This window comes from Streptococcus canis, assembly GCF_900636575.1.
In the GTDB taxonomy this organism is placed as follows: domain Bacteria; phylum Bacillota; class Bacilli; order Lactobacillales; family Streptococcaceae; genus Streptococcus; species Streptococcus canis.
Map to the genome: position 1 here is coordinate 1,214,214 of NZ_LR134293.1, position 24,941 is coordinate 1,239,154.

Below are 24,941 nucleotides of genomic sequence, written 5' to 3' on the forward strand. Positions count from 1 at the left end.
AAGATCTTTTCGCGTCTAAAAGGAGATGCAGATGTTTTATCTTATTATTGCTGTTTTAATCATTTCTTATTACTTATTTATGGCACCTAAAAGTGTCCGTAATACCCTTGCTATGATTGGTTTAGTTGGCTTGGTTGCTCTGCTTATTGTTTTAGCGGGCTTGAGTTTTATCAAAATCATGCAAACCCCACCTGAATTTTTTGTGGGGCTAGGCATGATAGTATTGGGATACTTCGCACTCAAAGACTTATTTAAAATGCCTGAAAAACCAAGAGTTAAATAAGGTAATCCAGACAGGCTTTGTTTCTTGTTGCTTTAAACAAGGAGAAAATCATCGGGTATCTTTAGTCGTTAGTCATTAACAAAATAAAAAGATTGTGCTCTGTCTAAAGTAGAACACAATCTTTTATTTTGTTTTCTTGGCGATTAGAGCTAGAACAAGAAGTGATGGAAACCTATTGAAGTTAAGAGATAAATTCTAATGTCATTAAGATATTCTATCCGATACCTTTTAGTAGCATTATCAAAATGAGTTAGGCATGAAAAAATTTACATTTTCTAAAAAAAGTAATATAATCCTATTGGGGATGGATGACATAAAAAGGAGGGCTAGCTATGAAAAAAATGCTATGTCAATTAGGGATAGTGGCACTATCAACTTGTTTTTTAGTGACACCACTAAATGTTAAAGCTGATACTAAGCCATTAAGTGCGGTATCTAGCGAATTGGATCGAAAAGATCAACGGTCGCAAACAGACCGTCTTGAAAAAGTAAGTGTTAGCACAGCACAAGTTGCCAAAGAGCTTGTTCAAGAAAGAGATGGCGACCAACTCACAGATTTAAATGCCTATGTGTTAGGAACAGGAGACTCTTTTCGAGTTTGGCCATTTGAAATGGAACGAAACTTAACTGATTACTTGGGTCCAGATTATAGTTCACAATATGACTTTGTCAAAATCAATCATAAGTGGGTTAGTGGGGGAGACACGCTTTTATTAATAAAGAAAACAGGTTATGTTCTGAATAACTTAGAAGAATACAATGCACTTATTCGCAAAACTATTCAAGATTTTGATTTGACAGAGAAACTAGTGGTTGCTAGTTTTGCTTTAAACGAAAGTATTCCTTTAAAATTATTGTTAGCTAATGCAGGATTAGCCATTGGTCAGCAGTCACAACCTGTCACTATCGGTTCTCAAACGCTTTACTCACGAGATATTCGCATGATGAATTATGTTGAAGGCGTTGGCAGTGGTGTTATTGGAGGCTATGAAAACGCAAATGCTGGTTTAGACCGCTACCTTGCGAATGATGAGAAAATCAAAGCCTTGATTGAAAAGTCGGGGGCAATGAGAGAGACCACTGAAAAAGAAAGGCTACGTAAATGGTGTCTTTATGTCACAAATGCCTTTGATTATGATTTAGAAGGCAGTAGCTTGGATAATAAACAGGCTTATTACAGGGCCTCCGATATTTTTTCAGTGACAGAACGTCAAAAAGCTGTTTGTGTTGGTTACAGTGCTGTTACCGCGAGAGCACTTAACCTGATGGGCATTAAAGCCTATGTCGTTGGAGGTGTCAATGATAGAGGTATTCCTCACCAAGTAACGAGGGTTTATTACGATGGGGCTTGGCATTATCTTGATACAACGAGTGGTAATCACTCAGGAAAAAAGGTTAACATAACCCATTTTGGAAGAAACTATAGGCCTGTGGACATGGCTGTTCGTGAGGCCAATGGTCTTAGAGAAATGGAATACAGTAAAGCTTTTGAAGACTGGATGATGCGAAGCAACCCTAGCGAATGGCTCGTTTATGGTCGTAACCTTCAGGGAGAAAAAGCAAGTGCAACGACTTATTTAGACAACCAAGCTTTTGCGGAACTGTTTAAAAACCAATTGGCAAAGACGATTCATACACCAAAAGTAAGTAATGGCTATGACCAGCCAGTTGGAGCAGAATATGATGAAGAAGTGTCAGTAACCAATCAAGGTACTGCTTTTAGCAGTCCAGCTACTTTTACTAGTGATGTGCCAGATGATAATAGATACAATAATTCAAAAAATGTTGTTCGTCAAGGAACTTGGTACCACAATGATCAAGGGCACTATCGTTATGCGGTTAATGGTTACTTTGTTCAAAATCAATGGGTAAAAGATAATGGTAACTATTTTTATTGCGGTAGCGATTGTAATGTGGTTACAGGCTGGCATTATATTGACGAGAAGTGGTACTTTTTTGATCAATTCGGACGTTTAACTTAAGCTATTAGGAAAATCTTGAGTGATAACGTCCTCAATTTTAGGTTGGGAGACTTACTTTAGTTACGTAGAAAAGACAAATGTCCTCAGTGATGTTTGTCTTTTTTGATACCCTCAACGAAGCCCCATGTGATTGGTTTTTGTCAACTGATGCTAAACTAGAAACCATCAGGTCCTTTTTTAAAATCTTGAAAAAGCATTTAAATAAGGGTAAAATAGAAACCAAATAGAATGGATAGTGTGGGCTCAGATGAAAGAAATCAGAGATTTTCAAAACAAAAAAGTATTAATATTGGGTTTAGCCAGATCTGGCGAGGCAGCAGCGAGACTTTTAGACAAACTTGGTGCTCTAGTTACGGTCAATGATGGGAAACCTTTTGAACAAAACCCAGCGGCACAAGCCTTGTTGGAAGAGGGAATTAAGGTGATTTGTGGTAGCCACCCAGTAGAATTATTAGATGAGGACTTTGAGTGTATGGTTAAAAATCCTGGGATTCCTTATGATAATCCTATGGTTAAGCGTGCCCTCGCAAAGAGAATTCCCATCTTGACTGAAGTGGAATTGGCTTATTTAGTATCTGAAGCCCCTATTATCGGGATTACAGGATCAAACGGGAAGACAACCACAACGACAATGATTGCGGATGTTTTAAATGCTGGTGGGCAATCTGCTCTCTTATCTGGTAATATTGGTTACCCTGCTTCAGAAGTTGTTCAAAAAGCAACTGCTGATGATACTTTGGTGATGGAATTGTCTTCTTTTCAATTAATGGGAGTAAATGCTTTTCACCCTCATATTGCTGTCATCACCAACTTAATGCCGACTCATCTGGACTATCATGGAAGTTTTGAGGATTATGTTGCTGCTAAATGGATGATTCAAGCTCAGATGACAGAATCAGACTACCTTATTTTAAATACTAATCAAGAAATCTCAGCAGCTCTAGCTAAGACCACCAAAGCAACAGTGATTCCTTTTTCAACTCAAAAAGTGGTTGATGGAGCTTATCTGAAAGATGGAATGCTCTATTTTAAAGAGCAAGCGATTATGGCTGCAACTGACTTAGGTGTCCCAGGTAGCCACAATATTGAAAATGCCTTAGCAACTATTGTAGTCGCCAAGCTATCTGGTATTGCTGATGATATTATTGCCCAGACCCTTTCACATTTTGGAGGCGTTAAACATCGTTTGCAACGGGTTGGTCAAATCAAAGACATCACTTTCTACAATGACAGTAAGTCAACCAATATCTTAGCCACTCAAAAAGCCTTGTCAGGTTTTGATAACAGTCGCTTGATTTTGATTGCTGGTGGTCTAGATCGTGGCAATGAATTTGATGATTTGGTGCCAGACCTTTTAGAACTTAAACAGATGATTATTTTGGGAGAATCAGCAGAGCGAATGAAACGAGCAGCAGATAAGGCAAATGTCCCATACTTGGAAGCGACAGATGTTGCAGCTGCGACAAAATTGGCTTTCAAAAAAGCCCAAGCAGGAGACACTATTTTACTTAGCCCAGCCAATGCTAGTTGGGATATGTACCCTAATTTTGAGGTTCGTGGAGATGAATTTTTGGCAACCTTTGAATGTTTAAAAGGAGATGCCAATGCCTAAGAAGATTTTATTTACAGGTGGTGGAACTGTTGGTCATGTCACCTTAAACCTCATTCTCATACCAAAATTTATCAAGGACGGTTGGGAAGTTCATTATATTGGTGATAAAAATGGCATTGAACATACAGAAATTGAAAAGTCGGGCCTTGACGTAACCTTTCATGGTATCGCAACAGGCAAGCTACGACGCTATTTTTCATGGCAAAATCTAGCTGATGTCTTTAAGGTTGCGCTTGGCCTCCTACAATCTCTCTTTATTATTGCCAAACTTCGCCCCCAAGCTCTTTTTTCAAAAGGTGGTTTTGTCTCAGTACCACCAGTTATGGCTGCTAAATTGCTTGGTAAACCAGTCTTTATTCATGAATCAGATCGGTCAATGGGACTAGCAAACAAGATTGCCTACAAATTTGCAACTACCATGTACACCACTTTTGATCAGGAAGACCAGTTGTCCAAAGCTAAGCACCTTGGAGCAGTGACAAAGGTTTCCAAAGAGGTCAACAAAATGCCTGAATCGACTCAATTAGAGGCGGTGAAAGAGTATTTTAGTAGAGACTTAAAAACTCTCTTGTTTATTGGCGGTTCGGCAGGGGCGCATGTGTTCAATCAGTTTATTAGTGACCATCCAGAATTGAAACAAGGTTACAACATTATCAATATTACAGGAGACCCTCACCTTAATGAACTAAGCCCTCATCTGTATCGAGTAGATTATGTAAGCGATCTTTACCAACCTTTGATGGCAATGGCTGACCTTGTGGTGACAAGAGGGGGTTCCAATACGCTTTTTGAGTTACTGGCAATGGCTAAACTGCACCTCATTGTTCCTCTTGGTAAAGAAGCTAGCCGTGGCGATCAGTTGGAAAATGCCACTTATTTTGAGAAGAGGGGCTATGCCAAACAATTACAGGAATCTGATTTAACTTTGGATAGTTTTGATCAGGCAATCGCTGATTTGTTTGAACATCAGGCTGATTATGAGGCTACTATGTTGGCAACTAAAGAGATTCAGTCACCCGACTTCTTTTATGACCTTTTGAGAGCCGATATTAGCTCCACGATTAAGGAGAAGTAAATGGCAAAAGATAAAGAGAAAAAAAGTGATGACAAGCTTGTTTTGACGGAGTGGCAAAAGCGTAACATTGAATTTTTAAAGAAAAAGAAACAGCAAGCTGAGGAAGAAAAAAAACTCAAAGAGAAACTATTGAGTGATAAAAAAGCGCAGCAGCAAGCTCAAACCACTCCTGAAGCAATTGAGTTTAAAGCTGACGAGAAAACTGATAATCAGGAAACTGAGTCAGAAACGACGTCAAAACCTAAAAAATCTAAAAAGGTTAGACAACCCAAGGAAAAAAGTGCTACACAAATTGCTTTTCAAAAATCCTTGCCTGTTCTTTTGGTGACGCTCTTACTCATGGTGGTGTCTATTTTTATGATCACTCCTTACAGTAAGCTCAAAGACTTTTCAGTAAAAGGCAATCACCGAACAAGCCTCGAGGAGCTGGTGAAGGCAAGTAAGGTTAAAGCATCTGATTATTGGCTGACGTTACTTGTTTCGCCTCAGCCCTATGAGCAAGCGATTCTTGCTACCAATCCGTGGGTCAAATCTGTAACCATGACTTATCACTTTCCAAATCATTTCCAGTTCAATGTGACCGAATTTGAGGTGATTGCTTACGCTCAGCTAGAGAATGGGTACCAGCCTATTTTGGAAAATGGGAAACGTGTTGAGACAGTCAATGCTTCTGAATTACCAAAATCTTTCTTAATTCTCAATTTGGAAGATGAACAGGCCGTTCAAGACTTGGTCAAACAATTAACTAGCCTGCCTAAAAAATTAGTCAGAAATATCAAGTCAGTTTCCTTGGCCAATTCTAAAACAACATCAGATTTATTAATCATTGAAATGCACGATGGCAATTTGGTCAGGGTACCGCAATCACAGCTGACTCTAAAACTCCCCTACTATCAAAAATTGAAAAAAAATCTTGAAAGTGGTAGTATAGTAGATATGGAAGTTGGGATTTATACAACAACAGCAGACATTGAAAATCAACCGGAAGTTCCTGTTGCTCCTGAACAAAATGCTGCTGATAAAGAAGGTGAAAAGCCTACTGAGCATCAGAATCAGACCGTAGAAGAGACACCTACCGAAGCAAGTCATGAACAAGCGACTAGCTCAACAGAGACAACAACAGAAAGTAGCACTAGCTCGTCTAGCGACTCCTAAAATAAGGCTGAAAAAGATTGTTAAAAGTCTTGAAAAAACCGATGAAATCAGTTCTTATTAAATTGACTAAAAAAATTAAGTTTATATAACAAAATGCGTAAAATGATAACATTTTACGTTTTTTTATGTTATAATATTCTCTGAATAATTCTGTTTTTTAGCAGTTTTTAGAATAGTAAAAGTTTGGAAAGTAAGTGAGGTCAAGTGAATGGCTAGAAATGGCTTTTTTACTGGTTTGGACATTGGAACAAGCTCGATAAAAGTTTTAGTAGCAGAATTTATTTCTGGGGAGATGAATGTCATTGGTGTGAGTAATGTTCCAAGTACCGGCGTAAAAGATGGCATAATAATTGATATTGAGGCAGCAGCGACTGCCATCAAAACTGCAGTAGACCAAGCAGAAGAAAAAGCAGGAATGACAATTGAAAAGGTGAACGTTGGCTTGCCAGCTAATCTCCTTCAAATCGAGCCAACACAAGGCATGATTCCTGTTCCCAGTGAATCAAAAGAAATCAAAGATGAAGACGTTGACAGTGTTGTTAAATCTGCCCTAACTAAGAGTATTACTCCAGAACGTGAAGTCATTTCTTTGGTTCCAGAAGAATTTATTGTTGATGGCTTCCAAGGTATTCGCGATCCACGTGGCATGATGGGTATTCGTTTAGAAATGCGTGGATTGATTTACACTGGACCAAGCACCATCTTACACAATTTGCGCAAGACGGTTGAACGTGCAGGTATCAAGGTGGAAAACATTATCATTTCACCTTTAGCCATGGCTAAAACTGTTTTAAATGAAGGTGAACGTGAATTTGGAGCTACTGTTATTGATATGGGTGGTGGTCAAACAACTGTTGCCTCTATGAGAGCTCAAGAATTACAATACACTAATATTTATGCTGAAGGTGGCGAATACATCACTAAAGATATTTCCAAAGTGTTAAAAACCTCCTTGTCTATCGCAGAAGCCTTGAAATATAATTTTGGTCGAGCAGATGTCGCTGAAGCTAGCCTGACAGAAACCGTTAAGGTAGATGTTGTTGGTAGTGAAGAACCTGTCGAAGTGACTGAGCGCTACTTATCTGAAATTATTTCAGCACGTATTCGTCATATTCTTGACCGTGTGAAACAAGATTTGGAGAGAGGACGTTTACTTGACCTACCTGGAGGTATCGTTCTGATTGGTGGTGGCGCTATTATGCCTGGAGTGGTTGAGGTAGCACAAGAAATCTTTGGCACGACTGTTAAATTGCATGTTCCTAACCAAGTTGGAATCAGAAATCCAATGTTTGCTAATGTGATTAGTTTAGTGGAGTATGTAGGCATGATGTCTGAAGTAGATGTTTTAGCACAAAATGCTGTTTCAGGTGAAGAACTCTTGAGACGTAAACCAATTGATTTTACGGGTCAGGAATCTTACTTGCCAGACTACAATGAGTTAAGAAGACCTGAGCCAACTGTCCGTTATGAGCAACAAGCACCCCAAGCAACTTACGAGCCACAGGCACCTGCTGAGCCTAAACAAAAAATTTCAGAACGCGTCCGTGGCATCTTTGGAAGCATGTTTGACTAAAAGTAATAAAGTGAGGAAATAAAATGGCATTTTCATTTGATACTGCATCAATTCAAGGTGCAATCATTAAAGTAATCGGTGTTGGTGGAGGTGGCGGAAACGCTATTAACCGTATGATTGATGAAGGTGTTGCAGGTGTTGAATTTATCGCTGCAAACACTGATATTCAAGCATTGAGTTCATCAAAAGCTGAAACGGTTATCCAACTTGGACCAAAATTAACACGCGGTCTAGGAGCTGGGGGTCAACCTGAAGTTGGTCGTAAAGCAGCTGAAGAAAGTGAAGAAGTTTTGAGTGAAGCTCTTACAGGTGCAGACATGGTCTTTATCACTGCTGGTATGGGTGGTGGATCTGGTACAGGGGCTGCACCAGTAATCGCACGCATTGCTAAAAGTCTAGGAGCTTTGACCGTAGCTGTCGTTACCCGTCCGTTTGGTTTTGAAGGTAATAAACGTGGCAACTTTGCTATTGAAGGTATCCAAGAATTACGTGAGCAAGTTGATACACTATTAATTATTTCAAACAATAACCTTCTTGAAATTGTTGATAAAAAGACACCGTTACTTGAAGCACTTAGTGAAGCAGATAATGTTTTACGTCAAGGTGTTCAAGGAATTACTGACTTGATCACAAGTCCAGGTCTTATTAACCTTGACTTTGCTGATGTGAAAACAGTTATGGCAAACAAAGGAAATGCCCTTATGGGTATCGGTATTGGTTCTGGTGAAGAACGTATCGTTGAGGCAGCTCGTAAGGCGATCTACTCACCACTCCTTGAAACCACTATTGATGGTGCAGAAGATGTTATTGTCAATGTTACAGGGGGACTTGACATGACTCTTACAGAAGCCGAAGAAGCTTCCGAAATTGTTGGTCAGGCAGCAGGTCAAGGGGTTAATATTTGGTTGGGAACATCTATCGATGACACCATGAAAGATGAAATCCGCGTGACTGTTGTTGCAACAGGTGTCCGTCAAGATAAGGCTGAACAAGTATCAGGTTTCCGTCAACCTCGTACCTTTACCCAAGCTAATGCTCAACAAGCAGCTGGTGCTCAATATGCTTCAGAACAAGTTAAACAACCTGTTCAACCAGGTTTTGATCGTCGCTCAAGCTTTGATTTTGATATGGGTGAAACACGTGAGATGCCAAACACCCAAACAGCGACACCTAATCACAATCAAAACCAAGGGTCAGCATTTGGCAACTGGGATTTGAGACGTGATAATATTGCTCGTCCAACTGAAGGTGAACTTGATAATCAATTAAACATGTCAACCTTCTCAGCTAATGATGACATTGATGACGAATTGGAAACACCACCATTTTTTAAAAACCGTTGATAATGGATTTACAAAAAAATAAAAGGATTGTTTTTGACAATGTCCGCTTAGCCACTGAGGCAGCTAATCGACCAGCAGACAGTGTTTCAGTCATAGCTGTGACAAAATATGTGGACAGTACAATTGCAGGTCAGCTTATTGATACCGGCATTGAGCATATTGCTGAAAATCGTGTGGATAAGTTTCTTGATAAATATGAGGCCTTAAAAGACAAGTCGGTGATATGGCACCTTATTGGGACCTTACAACGTCGTAAAGTAAAGGATGTTATCAACCTTGTTGATTACTTTCATGCCTTGGATTCTGTGAGGTTGGCTTCAGAAATTGAAAAGAGAGCTGATCATCCTGTAAAGTGTTTTCTACAAGTTAATATTTCAGAAGAAGACAGTAAGCATGGCTTTAAGGTCTCTGAAATTGATGCAGCGATTGAGGAGATAGACAAGATGGAAAACATCCAACTGGTTGGTCTGATGACCATGGCACCAGCAAATGCTAGTCAAGAAAGCGTTGCAGAGATTTTCCGAGAAGCCAATCAATTGAGAAAAAACTTGCAGTCAAAAAAAAGAAAGAATATGCCTTTTACAGAATTGAGTATGGGCATGAGTAGTGATTATACAATTGCTATTCAGGAAGGTTCAACCTTTGTTCGTATTGGCACATCTTTCTTTCACTAAAGGGAGAACAAGATGGCAATTAAAGACACATTTAATAAGATGATTTCTTATTTTGATACTGATGGGGTTAATGAAGTAGAAGAAGAAGCAACTGCTTCAACTGAGGAAACTACGCGCAGACCGCAGCAGACAGCTAAACCAAGTAGTCAGCCACAGCAAGCACCTAGAACGAGTCAGCCGCAACAGGCTCAACACAGGAGGCCTCAAGCGCAAGTTCAGGCAAGACCTCAGACTCAGACGCAATCAAGACAAAACCCTTCTGAGCGCCATTACCAGTCTCAAATGAGAGTTCCTCAAGAAGCAACTGAGAAAAGAACGAGTACAGCAGTGCCTACTGCTGCTAGTCGTCGCGAGCAATATCAACATTTAGCTCAATCGGATCAAACAACGATTGCTTTGAAGTATCCTCGTAAATATGAAGATGCTCAAGAAATTGTTGATTTATTGATTGTTAACGAGTGTGTCTTGATTGATTTTCAGTACATGCTAGATGCTCAAGCAAGACGTTGTTTGGACTTTATTGACGGTGCGAGCAAGGTTCTGTATGGAACTTTACAAAAAGTTGGGTCTTCGATGTATTTGTTGACCCCATCAAATGTATCTGTTAATATTGAAGAGATGAATATCCCAACTAATGGCCAAGATATTGGTTTTGATTTTGATATGAAGAGACGGTAAACATATGCTATTGATACTATCTATCCTTCTTCGACTAATCAGAGTTTACAGTTACTTACTAGTAGCTTACGCCCTATTATCATGGTTTCCTGGGGCATATAACTCTTGGTTTGGTCGCTTACTGAGTGGGATTGTTGAACCGGTCTTGAAACCCTTTAGAGCATTTAACTTACAATTTGCTGGCCTTGATTTTACCATTTTTATCATTATTATTGGGTTAAACTTTTTAGCTCAAATTTTGGTTAGAGTATTTATTTAATGGTTAGTCATAAAGAACTTTATCAACATTTTCATCAGGAGGAATATCCCTTTATTGAGAAGATGTCTGATATGATTAGCAGGGTGGATAGTCACTATCTTTTAGAAGTTACTGAGTTTTTAAATCCTAGAGAATAGCGATTCTAAAAAGTCTAGTGGCTTCAACTGATTTAAAGGTATTTGCCTCAACAGATTACTATCCGAGTGAGTATGGTCGTGTGATTATTGCACCAGAGTATTATGACTTGGATAAAAATGATTTTCAGATGGCTTTGGTAGAGGTTACTTATCAAGCAAAATTTAATCAGTTAACACACGGTCAAATTTTAGGAACCTTGATGAATGAGTTAGGAATTAGGCGAAGCTTGCTTGGTGATATTTTTATTGAAACAGGCTACGCACAGCTCATGATTAGTCAGCAGTTATTAAGTTACGTTTTAGGAACGATTACTAAGATAGCGAGAGCTAGTGTGACGTTAAAGGAAATTCCTTTTGACAGGCTCATCAAGCCCCATGATGATGTGCAAACTGTGGATATCATGGTTTCTAGCCTTCGTTTGGATCGCTTGTTGGCGACTGTCTTAAAACAATCTCGTGCACAGGCTCTGAAATTAATTGAGGCTGATAGGGTTAAAGTAAACTATCGACTGGTGAATAACGTCTCTGATAACTTAGCCATAGGAGATATGGTCAGTATCCGAGGTTACGGTCGATTTACCCTTCTAACAGATAATGGCTTGACCAAAAATGGGAAATACAAATTAACGCTTAGTAAAATGATGCATAAATAAGGAGACATAATGGCACTTACAGCACTAGAAATTAAAGATAAAACCTTTAAAACGAAATTTCGCGGATACAGTGAAGAGGAAGTCAATGAATTTCTCGATATTGTTGTTGATGATTACGAAGCTTTGGTTCGTAAAAATCGTGACAACGAAGCAAGAATTAAAGATCTTGAAGAAAAGTTATCTTATTTCGATGAAATGAAAGAATCGCTTAGCCAATCTGTTATTTTGGCGCAAGAGACAGCCGAAAAGGTAAAAGCAACTGCTAACGCAGAAGCAACCAACTTGGTGAGCAAGGCAACTTATGATGCCCAACAGTTGCTTGATGAATCTAAAGCGAAAGCAAACCAAATGTTGCGTGATGCAACTGATGAAGCTAAACGCGTTGCGATTGAGACAGAGGAATTGAAACGTCAAACACGTGTTTTCCATCAACGGTTGATTTCATCGATTGAGTCACAATTGAGCCTATCCAATTCACCTGAGTGGGATGAATTGTTACAGCCGACAGCAATTTACCTTCAAAATTCTGATGCAGCCTTCAAAGAAGTGGTCAAAACAGTTTTGAATGAAGATATTCCTGATTCAGATGATAGTGCTTCTTTTGATGCCACACGTCAATTCACTCCAGAAGAGTTGGAAGAGTTGCAACGTCGCGTTAATGAAAGCAACAAAGAATTAGAATCTCATCAGCTTGAGCACCACAATGAGCCTGTAGCTGAACCTGAAGTAAATCTCAGTGAGACACAAACCTTTAAATTGAATATTTAAGTCAAAGAAAAACACGATGGCTTGCTTATAATCACAGCAAGCGGGAGACGATGAGAGTCCCGCATTCCCTAAGCAGTAACATTATCATTTTCTGACATTTTCACTGAACTTGAGTAAGTGGAAAGGTTGGCTCACCTTACGAGCAAAGAGGGAATGGTAATGATTTTTACTGTTCTAAACTAAGGTGGTACCACGAGCTTTCGTCCTTTCTGAGACGGGGCTTTTTTATTATAATTGTAATATTGTTTAAAAGGAGTTTGATACAATGAAATTAAAAGAAACACTAAATTTAGGGAAAACAGCCTTTCCAATGCGTGCTGGGCTTCCTAATAAAGAGCCACAATGGCAAGCAGCTTGGGAGCAGGCAGAACTTTATAAAAAACGTCAAGAATTGAATGCAGGTAAGCCCGCCTTTCATCTTCATGATGGCCCTCCATACGCTAACGGAAATATTCACGTTGGACATGCCCTTAATAAAATTTCAAAAGACATCATTGTGCGTTCCAAGTCCATGTCTGGGTTTCAAGCTCCTTATGTTCCAGGTTGGGACACACATGGCCTTCCAATTGAACAAGTTTTGGCTAAACAAGGTGTCAAACGTAAGGAAATGGATTTGGCAGAATACCTTGAGATGTGTCGTCAATATGCTTTAAGCCAGGTTGATAAACAGCGAGATGATTTCAAACGGTTGGGTGTTTCGGCAGACTGGGAAAACCCTTATGTGACTTTGGACCCACAATTTGAAGCTGATCAAATTCGTGTTTTTGGAGCTATGGCTGACAAGGGGTATATCTATCGTGGAGCCAAGCCAGTTTACTGGTCGTGGTCTTCAGAATCCGCTTTAGCAGAAGCTGAGATTGAATACCATGACATTGATTCAACCTCTTTATACTATGCCAATAAAGTTAAAGATGGCAAGGGCATTCTTGACACCGATACTTATCTTGTTGTTTGGACCACAACACCATTTACTGTTACAGCATCACGTGGGTTGACAGTTGGGCCTGATATGGATTACCTTGTGGTGAAACCTGCTGGTTCAGATCGTCACTATGTTGTAGCAGAAGGTCTTTTGGATAGCCTTGCTGGAAAATTTGGTTGGGAATCTTTTGAAACTTTAGCTAGCCATAAAGGAGCTGACCTAGAGTATATTGTGACAGAACACCCATGGGATACTGACGTAGAAGAATTGGTTATCCTTGGTGACCATGTTACCCTTGAGTCAGGTACAGGGATTGTCCACACAGCGCCAGGTTTTGGTGAGGACGACTACAATGTTGGAACAAAATACAATTTGGAAGTTGCTGTGACAGTTGATGAACGTGGTTTAATGATGGAAAATGCAGGTCCAGATTTCCACGGACAATTTTATGACAAGGTAACGCCGATTGTTGTTGATAAACTTGGTGATCTCTTATTGGCACAAGAAGTGATCAATCACTCTTACCCATTTGATTGGCGTACTAAAAAACCAATTATCTGGCGTGCTGTACCTCAATGGTTTGCTTCTGTTTCTGATTTCCGTCAGGATATTTTAGATGAAATTGAAAAAACAACCTTCCAGCCATCATGGGGCAAAACACGTCTTTACAATATGATTCGTGATCGTGGCGATTGGGTTATTTCTCGTCAACGTGCTTGGGGAGTTCCCCTTCCTATCTTCTATGCTGAAGATGGCACTGCTATCATGACTAAAGAAGTGACAGACCATGTGGCTGATTTATTCCAAGAAAATGGGTCAATCATCTGGTGGCAAAAAGAAGCTAAGGACTTATTGCCAGAAGGCTTTACTCATCCAGGCTCACCAAATGGTGAATTTACAAAAGAGACTGATATCATGGACGTTTGGTTTGATTCAGGTTCTTCTTGGAATGGGGTCATGAATGCTAGAGAAAATCTTTCCTACCCAGCAGATCTCTACTTAGAAGGCTCTGACCAGTACCGTGGTTGGTTCAATTCATCATTAATTACGTCTGTAGCTGTCAATGGTCATGCTCCTTATAAGGCTATCTTATCTCAAGGCTTTGTTCTTGATGGTAAGGGTGAAAAAATGTCTAAATCAAAAGGAAATATTATTTCTCCAAATGATGTGGCTAAACAATACGGTGCCGACATTCTCCGCCTTTGGGTGGCCTCTGTGGATACCGACAATGATGTCCGTGTTTCCATGGAGATTCTTGGTCAAGTCTCTGAAACTTACCGTAAAATCCGTAACACCCTTCGTTTCTTGATCGCTAATACAGCTGATTTTAACCCTGCTACGGATGCAGTAGCCTATGCTGATCTTGGGGCTGTTGATAAGTACATGACAATTGTCTTTAATCAGTTGGTAGCAACCATTAATGACGCTTATGACCGTTATGATTTCATGACTATTTACAAAGCAGTTGTGAACTTTGTTACGGTTGATTTATCAGCCTTCTACCTTGATTTTGCGAAAGACGTTGTTTATATTGAAGCAGCCAATAGCCTAGAACGTCGTCGCATGCAGACTGTTTTCTATGATATTTTGGTCAAGATTACGAAATTATTGACGCCAATCTTACCTCACACCACTGAAGAAATCTGGTCCTATTTAGAGCATGAACCAGAAGCATTTGTTCAATTGGCAGAAATGCCATTGGCAGAAACTTTCTCAGGTCAAGAGGACATTTTGGAAGCTTGGTCAGCTTTCATGACCTTACGTACTCAAGCACAAAAAGCTTTGGAAGAAGCACGTAATGCTAAGCTTATTGGTAAATCATTGGAAGCCCATTTGACTATCTACGCTAGCGAAGAAGTGAAAACCTTATTGACTGCTTTGGACAGCGATATTGCCTTGCTTTTGATTGTGTCTCAATTAAGCATTGCTGATTTGGCAGATGCTCCTGCTGATGCGGTGACTTTTGAAGGTGTTGCCTTTACGGTTGAACATGCCGTAGGAGAAGTCTGTGAGCGTTCACGCCGCATTGATCCAACTACTCGCATGCGTTCTTATAATGCATTTGTCTGTGATCACAGCGCAAAAATCATTGAAGAAAACTTCCCAGAAGCTGTTGCTGAAGGGTTTGAAGACAGTGGCAAATAAGTCTAATCAGGACTTGAAGTGACACTGAGTAAGAAGAAAACCATCGGGTCTTAGGACCTGATGGTTTTTTGGAAGGAATGATTACCTCTATTAGTCAGTTTTAGCGAGAGACAAAGTAGTAGAACCTTCGAGTGCTTTTTTATCTCTTTTAAGAAAACTGCTGGCCTCATATAAGGAGATTTAAAATAAAGTTCACCTTTCGCTAATAAAAAAGAGGCTGGCTACTGTTTATACCGATGTTTGGAATGAAATTTCGATAAGATTGTTTGTGTGAAGGGTTTTTGATTTCCCAGGAATCACAATAGCAGGATCGATTTTACGTTTTAAGAAAAATTCACGGATGACGTCGAGTTCATCTTCTTTGATAGCACGGTATTTATTTGAAATGAGGAGTTCGTAATGTTTAGGTGCTTGTGTAAAGATGACATCTGTATTTCCTGCTGAATAAACCTCCACTAAATGGGCATCTGTATTTTGCAGTTGATTTCTGACGAGTTCTGGGTGACTGCTTGTTGTGTTTATGAGTCTCATAAATGTCCTCCTTAGTACTCCTGTACTTATTATAGCACTATTTAAAAGAGTTAGTTAGTAGAATGATGCTTTTTTTGCCATTCCTTAACACCCCATTGATGGCTGCCTCGTTTCAATTTAGTAATAGCTTCGTCGGTAGGAAACCAAGCCAAGTTGTTAAAATCTTCTAAGGGCTTGGAAACGGCTTGAAACGCAGTTACTTCATAAAGATAGGCAGGGTGATAGAAGTGGGTATCACGATGGCGAGAGTAGAAATATTCATCAGCTTGACCATAATAAAAGCCAAGCTTAGCTGTAAAACCAAGTTCTTCCATTAATTCACGGGCTAAAGCTTGGCTGTGATCTTCGCCAGCTTCAATTTCACCACCAGGTAAAAACCAAGCACCATTAGGGGCTTGTACAAGAATGATTTTTGTGTTGTCGTGATTAGGGATGATGGCATAGACACCATAGCGTGCCACGTAGGTTTCATGCTCATTGTGATTACCGAATGTTGGAATTGTCATCGTATCTCTCCTTTTTCTTATTATACTAAATTTTGAGTGATTATTCTTATAAAAATTGCTTCTTCTGTTAAAAAACTGACAAAGGGACAAAAAAGAGAGTTCCCTGATAGAAACTCTCTTTTAAGTTTAATGATTGTTGCCCTGTTCTTGGGTAGTAGGAACGGTTTCCCCTTTTTTAGCGGCTTTAATCATAATGTTCCCATTGCTTGTCATAACGGCACGCAAGTCTTTTTCAGTTGGATGTTCTAAATAGTAGTCTGTAATAGCATCTTCAATGTAATCTTGAATGGTGCGACGAAGAGGTCGAGCGCCCATTTTAGGATCATAGCCTAGGTCAACTAATTTTTCTTTGACCTTTTGTGTCACATCTAGGTCGATATTATTGTAAGCTAAGCGTTGATTAACATCAGCTAACATTAAATCAACGATGTGTAGGAGGTTATCCTTGCTCAAGGCCTTAAATTCGATAATACCATCAAAACGGTTCATGAATTCTGGGCTGAAGAAGTTGCTTAATTCACCTAGAACAGAATTTGTTCGTCCTTCTCTAGCCGCACCAAATCCGACAGAAGCTTCACTCTTGCCTGTTCCAGCATTGGAAGTCATGATAATAATGGTGTCCTTGAAGCTGACTGTTCGTCCTTGACCATCTGTTAAACGGCCATCATCAAGAACTTGCAAGAACATGTGCATGACGTCAGGATGGGCTTTTTCCACCTCATCTAAGAGAATAAGGGAATACGGATTGCGACGAACTTGTTCGGTTAACTGTCCGGCTTCTTCATAACCGACATAACCTGGAGGTGCTCCGACTAATTTGGCGACAGCGTGTTTTTCCATGTATTCGGACATGTCAAAGCGAATCATGTTGTCTGCCGAGCCAAAGAGTTCAATAGCCAGCTGTTTAGACAATTCCGTTTTACCGACCCCAGTCGGTCCAACAAAAAGGAAGGAACCGATTGGACGATTTGGCGTACCAAGTCCCACGCGGTTACGACGAATAGCCTTAGCAATTTTATCAACAGCATCGTCTTGTCCAATCACGTGTGCTTTTAGATCGTTGGCTAAATTTACAAGTTGAGACTGTTCTTTTTCTTTCAAGTCTCCAACTGGAATATTAGTTTTTTGCTCTACAATAGCTTCAATGTTTTTTTCAGTAATGATTGGAATATCTTGCTCATTGACTTTTTGAGCCTGCATTTCTTTGTATTTTGCAATTTGATCGCGGAAATAAGCGGCGCGTTCATAGTCTTCGTCTCGAGTAGCTTGGGCTTTGAGATTTTCTGCTTCAATAAGGCGTTTGTCAATCTCTTTCGGATCAACAAAGTTGAGGGTTAAATTCATTTTGGAACCAGCTTCGTCCAAGAGGTCAATAGCCTTATCTGGAAGAAAACGGTCTTGAATATAGCGGTTGGATAAATGAGCGGCAGCTTCAATAGCAGCTGGGCTATATTTGACATGATGGTAGTCTTCGTATTTGGGTTGGATACCTTTTAAAATCGTAATGGTTTCTTCTACAGAAGGTTCGTCAACTTTCACCGGCTGCATGCGTCGTTCTAAGGCGGCATCTTTTTCAATAATACGGTATTCATTTAAGGTGGTAGCACCGACGAGCTGTAATTCACCACGGGCTAAGGCTGGTTTTAAAATATTACCAGCATCCATATTGCCATCGCCAGCAGAACCGGCACCGACAATCTCATGAATTTCATCAATGAAGAGAATGACATCCTTGCGATTGCGAATTTCTTCCATTAATTTCTGCATGCGCTCTTCAAATTGACCACGGATACCTGTTCCCTGAACAAGACTAACCACATCAAGACGGATAACTTGTTTGCCCTGCAATTTATGAGGAACAGTACCATCAACAATTTTTTGAGCCAAACCTTCTACAACAGCAGTTTTACCAACTCCTGGCTCACCAATAAGCACAGGATTATTTTTGGTTCGGCGATTGAGGATTTCAATCACACGGGTGATTTCCTCATCACGGCCGATAACAGGGTCAATATCGCCATGCCTTGCAATATCGGTCACGTTAATGCCAAATTCTTCTAGTAGGCCTTTTGCTTGCTGATTTGGGGCTTGCGGCTGTGGTTGCCCTTGCCCATTATAATTGCCACCGTGACGTCCTCCTCCGTTGCCATTTTGGCCCGCTTGTGTAGGCGGTGTATTAGGAAGATTACCGAAGGCTCTAAAATTATTGAGGTCGCCGAAAAAGTCATCAAAGAAAGGATGTGAAGACCGATCTTGGGCTTTTTGTCCTCTGTTTAGGCCACCTAAAATAGGATTGGTTGGGTCTGTTTTCATGATTTGGTAACAGTTTTGACAAAGGTCAACCTGTCTTTGTTTTCCATTAACATTTGTGTAAAGATGAATGGTTGATTCGTTTAAATTACAATTTTGACAAAGCATAATATACCTCCGAGGGTTTATCTAAAAAGTCAAAGTCATTTAGTCAAAAATGGTCAAACTTTATACTCATATTATAGCACCACGGCTTGGGAAATCAAGTAAAAAGCTTATCATTTTAGCACTTTACTATGGAGAGTGATAAATTGGAGAATGCTCTGCCATTCTGCCAATAAGGTTAAGTGTCAGTGGTCACAAAAGGCGAAAAAACCGCAAAATGTTAAGAAAAATGCCACTTTTCTTGTTAGTTTCCCCTGATTTGTGTTAAAATAATAGGGATAAAAAACGAATAGGAGAAACGAAATGGAATCACATTTGGTGAGAATCATCAATCGTTTGGAATTGATGGTAACAGATGGCGGTAATCTCAAGCGAAATTTTGAACGTGATGGTGTTGTTGTTGCAGAAGTTGCCTTTTCAAATGACCCTGAAAATGGACCAGTTTTCACATTGCGTGATGTTGAAGCACGTGAGTCATATTCCTTTGATAGTATTGACTTGATTGCAATGGAAATCTACGATTTATTATATTAAGCATGACATAGTAAAGAGACTTGCCTGAGGCAGGTTTTTTTATTGTCAAAAAGTGTTGTATTAATATTCATCGAATGGTATAATTATCTTTATTATAATCAACCTAGGATTTATGAGGAGATATAGATGGATTTGTCATTCTTGCCCAAATACTGGGCCTACTTTAACTACGGTGTACTTGTCACCGTTATGATTTCTGTCAGCATTGTCTTTTTTGGCACCCTTATTGGTGTTTTGGTCACCTTGATTAAACGTAGTCAAGTGAAGCCGTTGACCTGGATCGCTAATCTTTACGTTTGGGTCTTTCGGGGAACACCTATGGTGGTTCAAATCATGATTGCCTTTGCTTGGATGCATTTTAACGATATGCCCACTATTAGTTTTGGGGTTTTGGACTTGGATTTTTCAAGACTCCTTCCTGGTATTATTATCATTTCATTGAATAGTGGCGCTTATATTTCAGAAATTGTTAGAGCAGGTATTGAGGCTGTGCCAAAAGGGCAATTAGAAGCGGCTTATTCACTAGGGATTCGTCCTCGAAATGCCATGCGTTATGTGATTTTGCCTCAGGCCTTTAAAAATATTTTGCCAGCCTTAGGAAATGAATTTATTACTATTATTAAGGATAGTGCTCTTTTACAAACCATTGGGGTGATGGAACTTTGGAATGGTGCCCAATCGGTGGTAACGGCTACTTATTCTCCCATTTCCCCCTTACTGGTGGCTGCTTTTTACTACTTAATGGTCACAACAGTGATGTCACAGTTATTGTCAGTATTAGAACGTCGCATGGCGCAAGGAGGTAATCATTAATGACTGAGGCTATTATTTCAATTAAAGACTTGCACAAGTATTATGATCACAATGAAGTGCTTAAAGGAATTGATTTAGACATCATGCCAGGAGAGGTTGTGGTGATTATCGGACCTTCTGGTTCTGGGAAATCAACCTTGCTTCGAACCATGAATCTTTTGGAAGTACCGACCAAGGGACAGATTAGTTTTGAAGGGGTTGATATTACCGATAAGAAGAATGATATTTTTAGCATGCGCGAAAAAATGGGAATGGTTTTCCAGCAGTTTAACCTCTTTTCCAATATGACTGTTTTAGAAAATATCACCTTATCGCCAATCAAAACCAAGGGAATGGCTAAAGCAGAGGCTGACAAAACAGCCTTGAACTTGTTGGACAAAGTTGGATTATCAGAAAAAGCCAAGGCTTATCCTGCTAGCCTTTCTGGTGGGCAGCAGCAGCGGATTGCCATTGCGCGTGGACTAGCTATGGATCCAGATGTTTTACTCTTTGATGAACCAACTTCAGCCCTTGATCCTGAAATGGTGGGCGAGGTCTTAGCAGTTATGCAGGATTTGGCTAAATCTGGGATGACCATGGTTATTGTGACTCATGAAATGGGCTTTGCCAAGGAAGTGGCTGACCGAGTCATCTTCATGGATGGTGGGGTTATTGTAGAAGAAGGCAACCCTAGCCAACTCTTTGACCAAACCAAAGAAGACCGGACCAAAGATTTTTTGAGCAAGGTTTTATAAGCGGCTTGATCTAGCTTGAGCATCCATTTGCTCAGGTTTTTTGATTGCAACAAGACTGAACGACTGTTAGCAAGAAAGTTTCTGTGTCAGATTGCCATTTCTTTTTAGAGTTATTCTTATATGAGATTAAAAAGGCAAAAAACTTAAAGCGAGATATGTTAGAGACAAGTGAATGTGTTATAATTAACACTGTCGTTAAAAGGAGTACGTATGATCAAATTATCTCATGCAAAAGTTGGAATAGCTTATCAGGTTGAGGGCATTGATTTGCCTCAGGGCCACCAGAAGCATCTGGCTCACCTTGGCATTACTAAAGGAAGTCAGGTGAAAGTGATGTCACAAACCAAACAGAGTGCGATTGTGATGGTCAAAACCAGTCGTCTAGCTTTTGATGATAGTATTCTAGAAACTATTATGGTTAGTGAGGTGATAGGTAAGGAGCAAAGCCTGCCCTTGTCTGAACTAGCTGTTTTAGATGTGGCTATTATTGATGGCATTTATGCTAGTAAAGAAACCAAGCGTCGTTTAATGGATATGGGGTTAATCAGAGGAACTCGTTTTCAGTTGCGTAAGCGGGCACCCCTAGGCGATCCCTTAGAAATTAGTCTGAGGGGTTATGGATTAAGCTTGTGCCAGTCTGAAGCCCAACTAATCTCTGGACGAAAGCTAGAAGATGAGGATACACTATGACAAAAATAGCCTTGATTGGCAATCCCAATAGTGGAAAATCCAGCCTGTTTAATTTATTGACGAGAACCAACCGACCAACGGGTGGGAAATTGGCCCGAAGTTTAGTATTGTTGGGACAGCCAGTTACCCGATGGATTGTTTTGGCTGGAGGGTGTGTATTAGCACTGGTTTATGTTATTGTGGAAAGGTCAACCCTAGACCCTAGTCAAGTGATTACCAGATCTCATCTTGAACGTATTCGTCAGGAGGAAAAAGTTAATGTCAACGCTTATTCTTGCAACCTTTATAGGAGTTTTAATCATTCTAAGTCTTACCCGTTACAATAACAAAAGGGATCTCGTGGGGATTGCAACTGTTCTTGTCCTGTGAGGGAAGATATGAAAAAGACCTATATGAATAAAACATAGTTCCTTAGAAAGGTTATGGAGATTGGGATCATTATTTTGCTTAGAGGCTGTTCTTGTGAACAGCCTCTTTTTGTATGTCAAAGAGTAGTTACTTGTCAGATAAAGGTTTAGGGGATAGAGCATCTTTGATAAAAAAAGAATCTCACTTACTCTGAAAATTTGTGATCTTTTTAACTTTTTATTGCAATCGTTTTCATAATGTATTATAATAGTTACCAAGGTAGCTACTAAATCTAATAAGGAGATTCTATGGAGTCATTGTTGCAAGCGATGAAGTATTTTGGATTTACTGAGATGGAAACCAAGGTTTATGTTTCGCTTTTAGAATTTGGACCCTCGACCGGATATGAAATTAGTAAGAAATCGGGTGTTCCCAGATCAAAAGTCTATAATATTTTGGAAAAATTAGTGAAAGAGGGAATTATTTTTGACAACCACGCTGATATAAAGCTCTACACTGCTCTGTCAGTGGAAGAAATGTTACTACGCATTGACAATAAAACGGAGAAACAATTTCAACAGATAGAACATTATTTAAGCCGTATTACAGAAAAGCAAAAGAGTTATGAACTCTGGAAAGTAGATCATTTGCAAAGTGTCATTGAAAAAGTTCATTTTTTAATTAATCACGCTAATGAAAGTTTACTTATCCAAATTTGGGAGCCTGATTTGACAGAAGAGATAGTTCAACTGTTGCAAAAGGCTGAGGAGAGGTTAAACGTTTTTATTTTAATTTTATTCAGCGATAATCACCATTACGATTTACCCCTGAAACATTACTATAAGCATGGTTTTGAACAAGCTAAAAGACATGATATGGGTGGTCGTTGGATTAATATTATTGCAGATGATGATTCGGTTCTTTTTGGAACCCTGGAGGATAACATCAATATTATTTGGACCCATCATCCAGCCATGCTATCACTGGCTAAAGAATACATTAAGCATGATGCTTATACCTTGAAAATTATTGAAGATCATCGAGAGATGCTTGAAAAAACTTATGGCCCTGATTTAGGTCAAATACGAGAAATCTAATTATTGAAAATGAAGGAGTACTACTATCATGTCCATTAAAAATATCTTATTGATTCTTGTTATTGCAGTGAATGCCTACTTTGCCTATATCCTAGTCAAGGATTTATTATCGCACAAGAAAGAAACAATGGCTGAAGCTGCACCAACAGCAGTTATGCCTTTTTCAAGTGCCATTATCTTTTTCTTATCAACTATTGGTATTTCGGACTTTGCCATCAGTACAAGTTTATACCCAAAATTAAACTGGACTAGTGTTAAAAAACTGCCAGGAACCTTGAATGCTCAGTGTACCATACCGGTCGCTGTGATGGCCTTGGCTTATATTCAGAGTATCAAAGTAGGCGTCTTAACCTTAGCGGTCTGCATTATCTGTCAAGTGATCGGATCTTATTTTGGTGCAAAATTTGCCATTAAATTGCCAGCAGAAAAAATTAAATATTACATCGGAGTTGGGATGATTATTGCTGCAATAATCATTGTTGGTGGTTTATTAGGAATGTTACCAAAAGGTGGTAATGCAACAGAATTAACAGGTTTGAAATTAGTCGTTGCTGGTATTCTCTTGTTTATTTTTGGAGCATTAAATAATATCGGTATTGGTTCATACGCTTTAACGATGGTAACTGTTTATCTTCTTGGAATGAGTCCAGCAGTTTCCTTCCCAATTATGATGGGAGCCGCAACCTTCTCTGTTCCAGTTGGTAGCGTACAATTTGTTAAATCTGGAGAATACAGTCGAAAAATTACTCTTTTCACCTCTACCTTTGGGGTGTTAGGTGTTTTAGCCGCCGTTCACTTTGTAACGTCATTAAATATTGATGCCTTGAAGTGGGTAGTAGCAGCTATTCTTATTTATAGTTCGTATGGTATGTTAAAAAAAGTTTAAGTTAAAGGAGCATGACCATGTTAGTATTAACAAAAGAAGATATTAAAGCCTGTTTTTCAATGTCAGACGCTATTAAGGCAAGTAAGGTCTCAGTCAAAGCATATTCTGCTGGGCAAGCAAAAGTTCCCTTACGTGTGAATTTACCAGTTAATCAGTTTAATGGCCAAAGTCTTTATATGCCTGCAGCTGTTGAAGGTGATATTAATGCTGTTGGGGTTAAGGTTGTTTCAGTTTATCCAGACAATATTGATAGAGGTTTGCCATCGGTACCTGCTTCGATGGTTGTGGTAGATGCTGAGACTGGTGTGGTATCAGCAATCATGGATGGAACTTTTTTAACTCAACTAAGAACTGGAGCAGTACAGGGGGCAGCTACTGATTTGTTAGCGCGAAAAGATGCTAAAATTGCTGCAATTATTGGTACAGGAGGCCAAGCCATTCAACAATCATTAGCGATGTTAACCGTCCGATCTATTGAAGAATTGCGTGTTTATGACATTAATTTAGAGCGTGCTCAAGCTTTCGCTAAAGAACTTGATGACGAATTTGGTAAACTATTCAACACTAAATTTATAGCAGTGTCGTCTCCAAAAGAAGCGGTTTCAGGTGCTGATATTATCACGTCAGTGACAACGTCAAAAAGACCGACATTCGACGCACAAGATATTAAACCAGGTACTCATGTTAATGGTGTGGGAGCATATACTTCAGAAATGATTGAACTTCCTGCAGAAATCTTTGCCAAGGCGGAAACCATTGTTTTTGATACTGTTGACGGTGTGGTTAATGAGGCAGGCGATGTCATGAATGCTCTGAACACAAAGGCTATTCAAGAAACAGATATTACAGGTGAACTTGGACAGCTAGTGCTCGGAAGTATTACTGGTCGGCAAAGCAAACAAGGTATAACACTCTTTAAAACGGTAGGATCTGCTGTCTTAGATGTTGTTACAGCTCAACTGATTGTTAAAAAGGCTCTTGAAAAAGGAATTGGAACAATCATTGATTTGTAATACCTTATGTTGAATTCAGGATAGGAATAAATGGATGTGATCTTTTGACGATAAGGCTGAATTTTACCTCTATGAGAGGTCAATCAGATTGTTCAAAATCACTTGTCCTTTGCTT

The 24,941-nt window shown here is 39.5% G+C and carries 22 protein-coding genes and 2 pseudogenes; 21 read left to right on the forward strand and 3 right to left on the reverse strand.

The features are described from left to right. The first annotated feature begins 31 nt into the window (after positions 1–31). From EL097_RS06245 to ileS, 13 genes and pseudogenes are all read left to right on the forward strand, one after another. A complete protein-coding gene (locus EL097_RS06245; RefSeq protein WP_003044378.1) occupies positions 32–283 on the forward strand; it encodes a DUF3165 family protein in 252 nt (83 codons plus the stop codon). Between the two features lie 332 nt (positions 284–615). Beyond that, on the forward strand, positions 616–2,265 hold the full coding sequence (locus tag EL097_RS06250) for a transglutaminase-like domain-containing protein (RefSeq protein WP_003044374.1): 1,650 nt from the start codon (positions 616–618) through the stop codon (positions 2,263–2,265). A 247-nt stretch (positions 2,266–2,512) separates the two neighbouring features. Then, positions 2,513–3,877: a UDP-N-acetylmuramoyl-L-alanine--D-glutamate ligase gene (gene murD, locus EL097_RS06255; RefSeq protein ID WP_003044367.1), complete on the forward strand. Its 1,365-nt coding sequence runs from the start codon at positions 2,513–2,515 to the stop codon at positions 3,875–3,877. Then, positions 3,870–4,952, forward strand: coding sequence for a UDP-N-acetylglucosamine--N-acetylmuramyl-(pentapeptide) pyrophosphoryl-undecaprenol N-acetylglucosamine transferase (locus tag EL097_RS06260; protein WP_003044364.1), 1,083 nt, complete (start codon positions 3,870–3,872; stop codon positions 4,950–4,952). Before murD ends, EL097_RS06260 begins: the two co-directional genes overlap by 8 nt. Continuing rightward, positions 4,953–6,107, forward strand: a complete 1,155-nt coding sequence (locus EL097_RS06265) for a cell division protein FtsQ/DivIB (protein WP_003044362.1) — start codon at positions 4,953–4,955, stop codon at positions 6,105–6,107. It abuts the gene before it with no gap. Between the two features lie 208 nt (positions 6,108–6,315). Further along, a complete protein-coding gene (gene ftsA, locus EL097_RS06270; protein ID WP_003044359.1) occupies positions 6,316–7,680 on the forward strand; it encodes a cell division protein FtsA in 1,365 nt (454 codons plus the stop codon). Positions 7,681–7,703: 23 nt separating this feature from the next. Next, positions 7,704–9,023: a cell division protein FtsZ gene (gene ftsZ, locus EL097_RS06275; protein WP_003044356.1), complete on the forward strand. Its 1,320-nt coding sequence runs from the start codon at positions 7,704–7,706 to the stop codon at positions 9,021–9,023. Between the two features lie 2 nt (positions 9,024–9,025). Continuing rightward, positions 9,026–9,697, forward strand: coding sequence for a YggS family pyridoxal phosphate-dependent enzyme (locus EL097_RS06280; protein ID WP_003044353.1), 672 nt, complete (start codon positions 9,026–9,028; stop codon positions 9,695–9,697). Positions 9,698–9,709: 12 nt separating this feature from the next. Next, positions 9,710–10,375 (forward strand): cell division protein SepF, encoded by a 666-nt coding sequence (gene sepF, locus EL097_RS06285; RefSeq protein ID WP_003044351.1) that lies wholly within the window; start codon positions 9,710–9,712, stop codon positions 10,373–10,375. Between the two features lie 4 nt (positions 10,376–10,379). After that, a complete protein-coding gene (locus EL097_RS06290) occupies positions 10,380–10,634 on the forward strand; it encodes a YggT family protein (protein WP_003044348.1) in 255 nt (84 codons plus the stop codon). Continuing rightward, a pseudogene (locus tag EL097_RS06295) lies at positions 10,634–11,424 on the forward strand (YlmH family RNA-binding protein). Before EL097_RS06290 ends, EL097_RS06295 begins: the two are co-directional and overlap by 1 nt. A 9-nt stretch (positions 11,425–11,433) precedes the next feature. Further along, on the forward strand, positions 11,434–12,192 hold the full coding sequence (locus tag EL097_RS06300) for a DivIVA domain-containing protein (RefSeq protein WP_003044345.1): 759 nt from the start codon (positions 11,434–11,436) through the stop codon (positions 12,190–12,192). A 265-nt stretch (positions 12,193–12,457) separates the two neighbouring features. Then, the gene (gene ileS, locus EL097_RS06305) at positions 12,458–15,259 is read left to right on the forward strand and encodes an isoleucine--tRNA ligase (RefSeq protein WP_003044342.1); all 2,802 of its coding nucleotides are present in this window, start codon (positions 12,458–12,460) and stop codon (positions 15,257–15,259) included. Between the two features lie 228 nt (positions 15,260–15,487). Here the strand turns inward: ileS and EL097_RS06310 are convergent, their stop codons facing one another. The 3 genes from EL097_RS06310 to EL097_RS06320 all read right to left on the reverse strand — a co-directional run bounded on the left by EL097_RS06310 (position 15,488) and on the right by EL097_RS06320 (position 18,714). After that, entirely contained in the window at positions 15,488–15,790 is a 303-nt protein-coding gene (locus EL097_RS06310; protein ID WP_003044336.1) for a DUF1827 family protein, read from the reverse strand. Between the two features lie 50 nt (positions 15,791–15,840). Then, positions 15,841–16,296 carry an NUDIX hydrolase gene (locus EL097_RS06315; protein ID WP_003044333.1) on the reverse strand — a complete coding sequence of 152 codons (456 nt, stop codon included), beginning with the start codon at positions 16,294–16,296 and terminating at the stop codon, positions 15,841–15,843. Positions 16,297–16,422: 126 nt separating this feature from the next. After that, entirely contained in the window at positions 16,423–18,714 is a 2,292-nt protein-coding gene (locus EL097_RS06320; RefSeq protein WP_003044330.1) for an ATP-dependent Clp protease ATP-binding subunit, read from the reverse strand. A 300-nt stretch (positions 18,715–19,014) separates the two neighbouring features. On the opposite strand from EL097_RS06320, the gene EL097_RS06325 reads away from it, so the two are divergent. The 8 genes and pseudogenes from EL097_RS06325 to EL097_RS06365 all read left to right on the forward strand — a co-directional run bounded on the left by EL097_RS06325 (position 19,015) and on the right by EL097_RS06365 (position 24,826). Then, entirely contained in the window at positions 19,015–19,245 is a 231-nt protein-coding gene (locus tag EL097_RS06325; RefSeq protein ID WP_002983885.1) for a YkuJ family protein, read from the forward strand. A gap of 126 nt (positions 19,246–19,371) precedes the next feature. Beyond that, complete coding sequence (locus EL097_RS06330; RefSeq protein ID WP_003044327.1) at positions 19,372–20,058, forward strand: amino acid ABC transporter permease; 687 nt, start codon at positions 19,372–19,374, stop codon at positions 20,056–20,058. Further along, positions 20,058–20,792, forward strand: a complete 735-nt coding sequence (locus EL097_RS06335) for an amino acid ABC transporter ATP-binding protein (protein WP_003044324.1) — start codon at positions 20,058–20,060, stop codon at positions 20,790–20,792. Before EL097_RS06330 ends, EL097_RS06335 begins: the two co-directional genes overlap by 1 nt. A gap of 210 nt (positions 20,793–21,002) precedes the next feature. Beyond that, positions 21,003–21,482, forward strand: a complete 480-nt coding sequence (locus EL097_RS06340; RefSeq protein WP_003044319.1) for a FeoA family protein — start codon at positions 21,003–21,005, stop codon at positions 21,480–21,482. Beyond that, positions 21,479–21,584 (forward strand): annotated as a pseudogene (locus tag EL097_RS11220) (FeoB small GTPase domain-containing protein); the annotation flags it as partial. The gene EL097_RS06340 and the pseudogene EL097_RS11220, both read left to right, overlap by 4 nt. 554 nt (positions 21,585–22,138) lie before the next feature. Further along, entirely contained in the window at positions 22,139–22,927 is a 789-nt protein-coding gene (locus EL097_RS06355; RefSeq protein WP_003044313.1) for a TrmB family transcriptional regulator, read from the forward strand. Between the two features lie 28 nt (positions 22,928–22,955). Further along, on the forward strand, positions 22,956–23,813 hold the full coding sequence (locus tag EL097_RS06360) for a sulfite exporter TauE/SafE family protein (RefSeq protein WP_003044310.1): 858 nt from the start codon (positions 22,956–22,958) through the stop codon (positions 23,811–23,813). A gap of 17 nt (positions 23,814–23,830) precedes the next feature. Further along, on the forward strand, positions 23,831–24,826 hold the full coding sequence (locus tag EL097_RS06365) for an ornithine cyclodeaminase (RefSeq protein ID WP_003044307.1): 996 nt from the start codon (positions 23,831–23,833) through the stop codon (positions 24,824–24,826). Positions 24,827–24,941 lie beyond the last annotated feature (115 nt).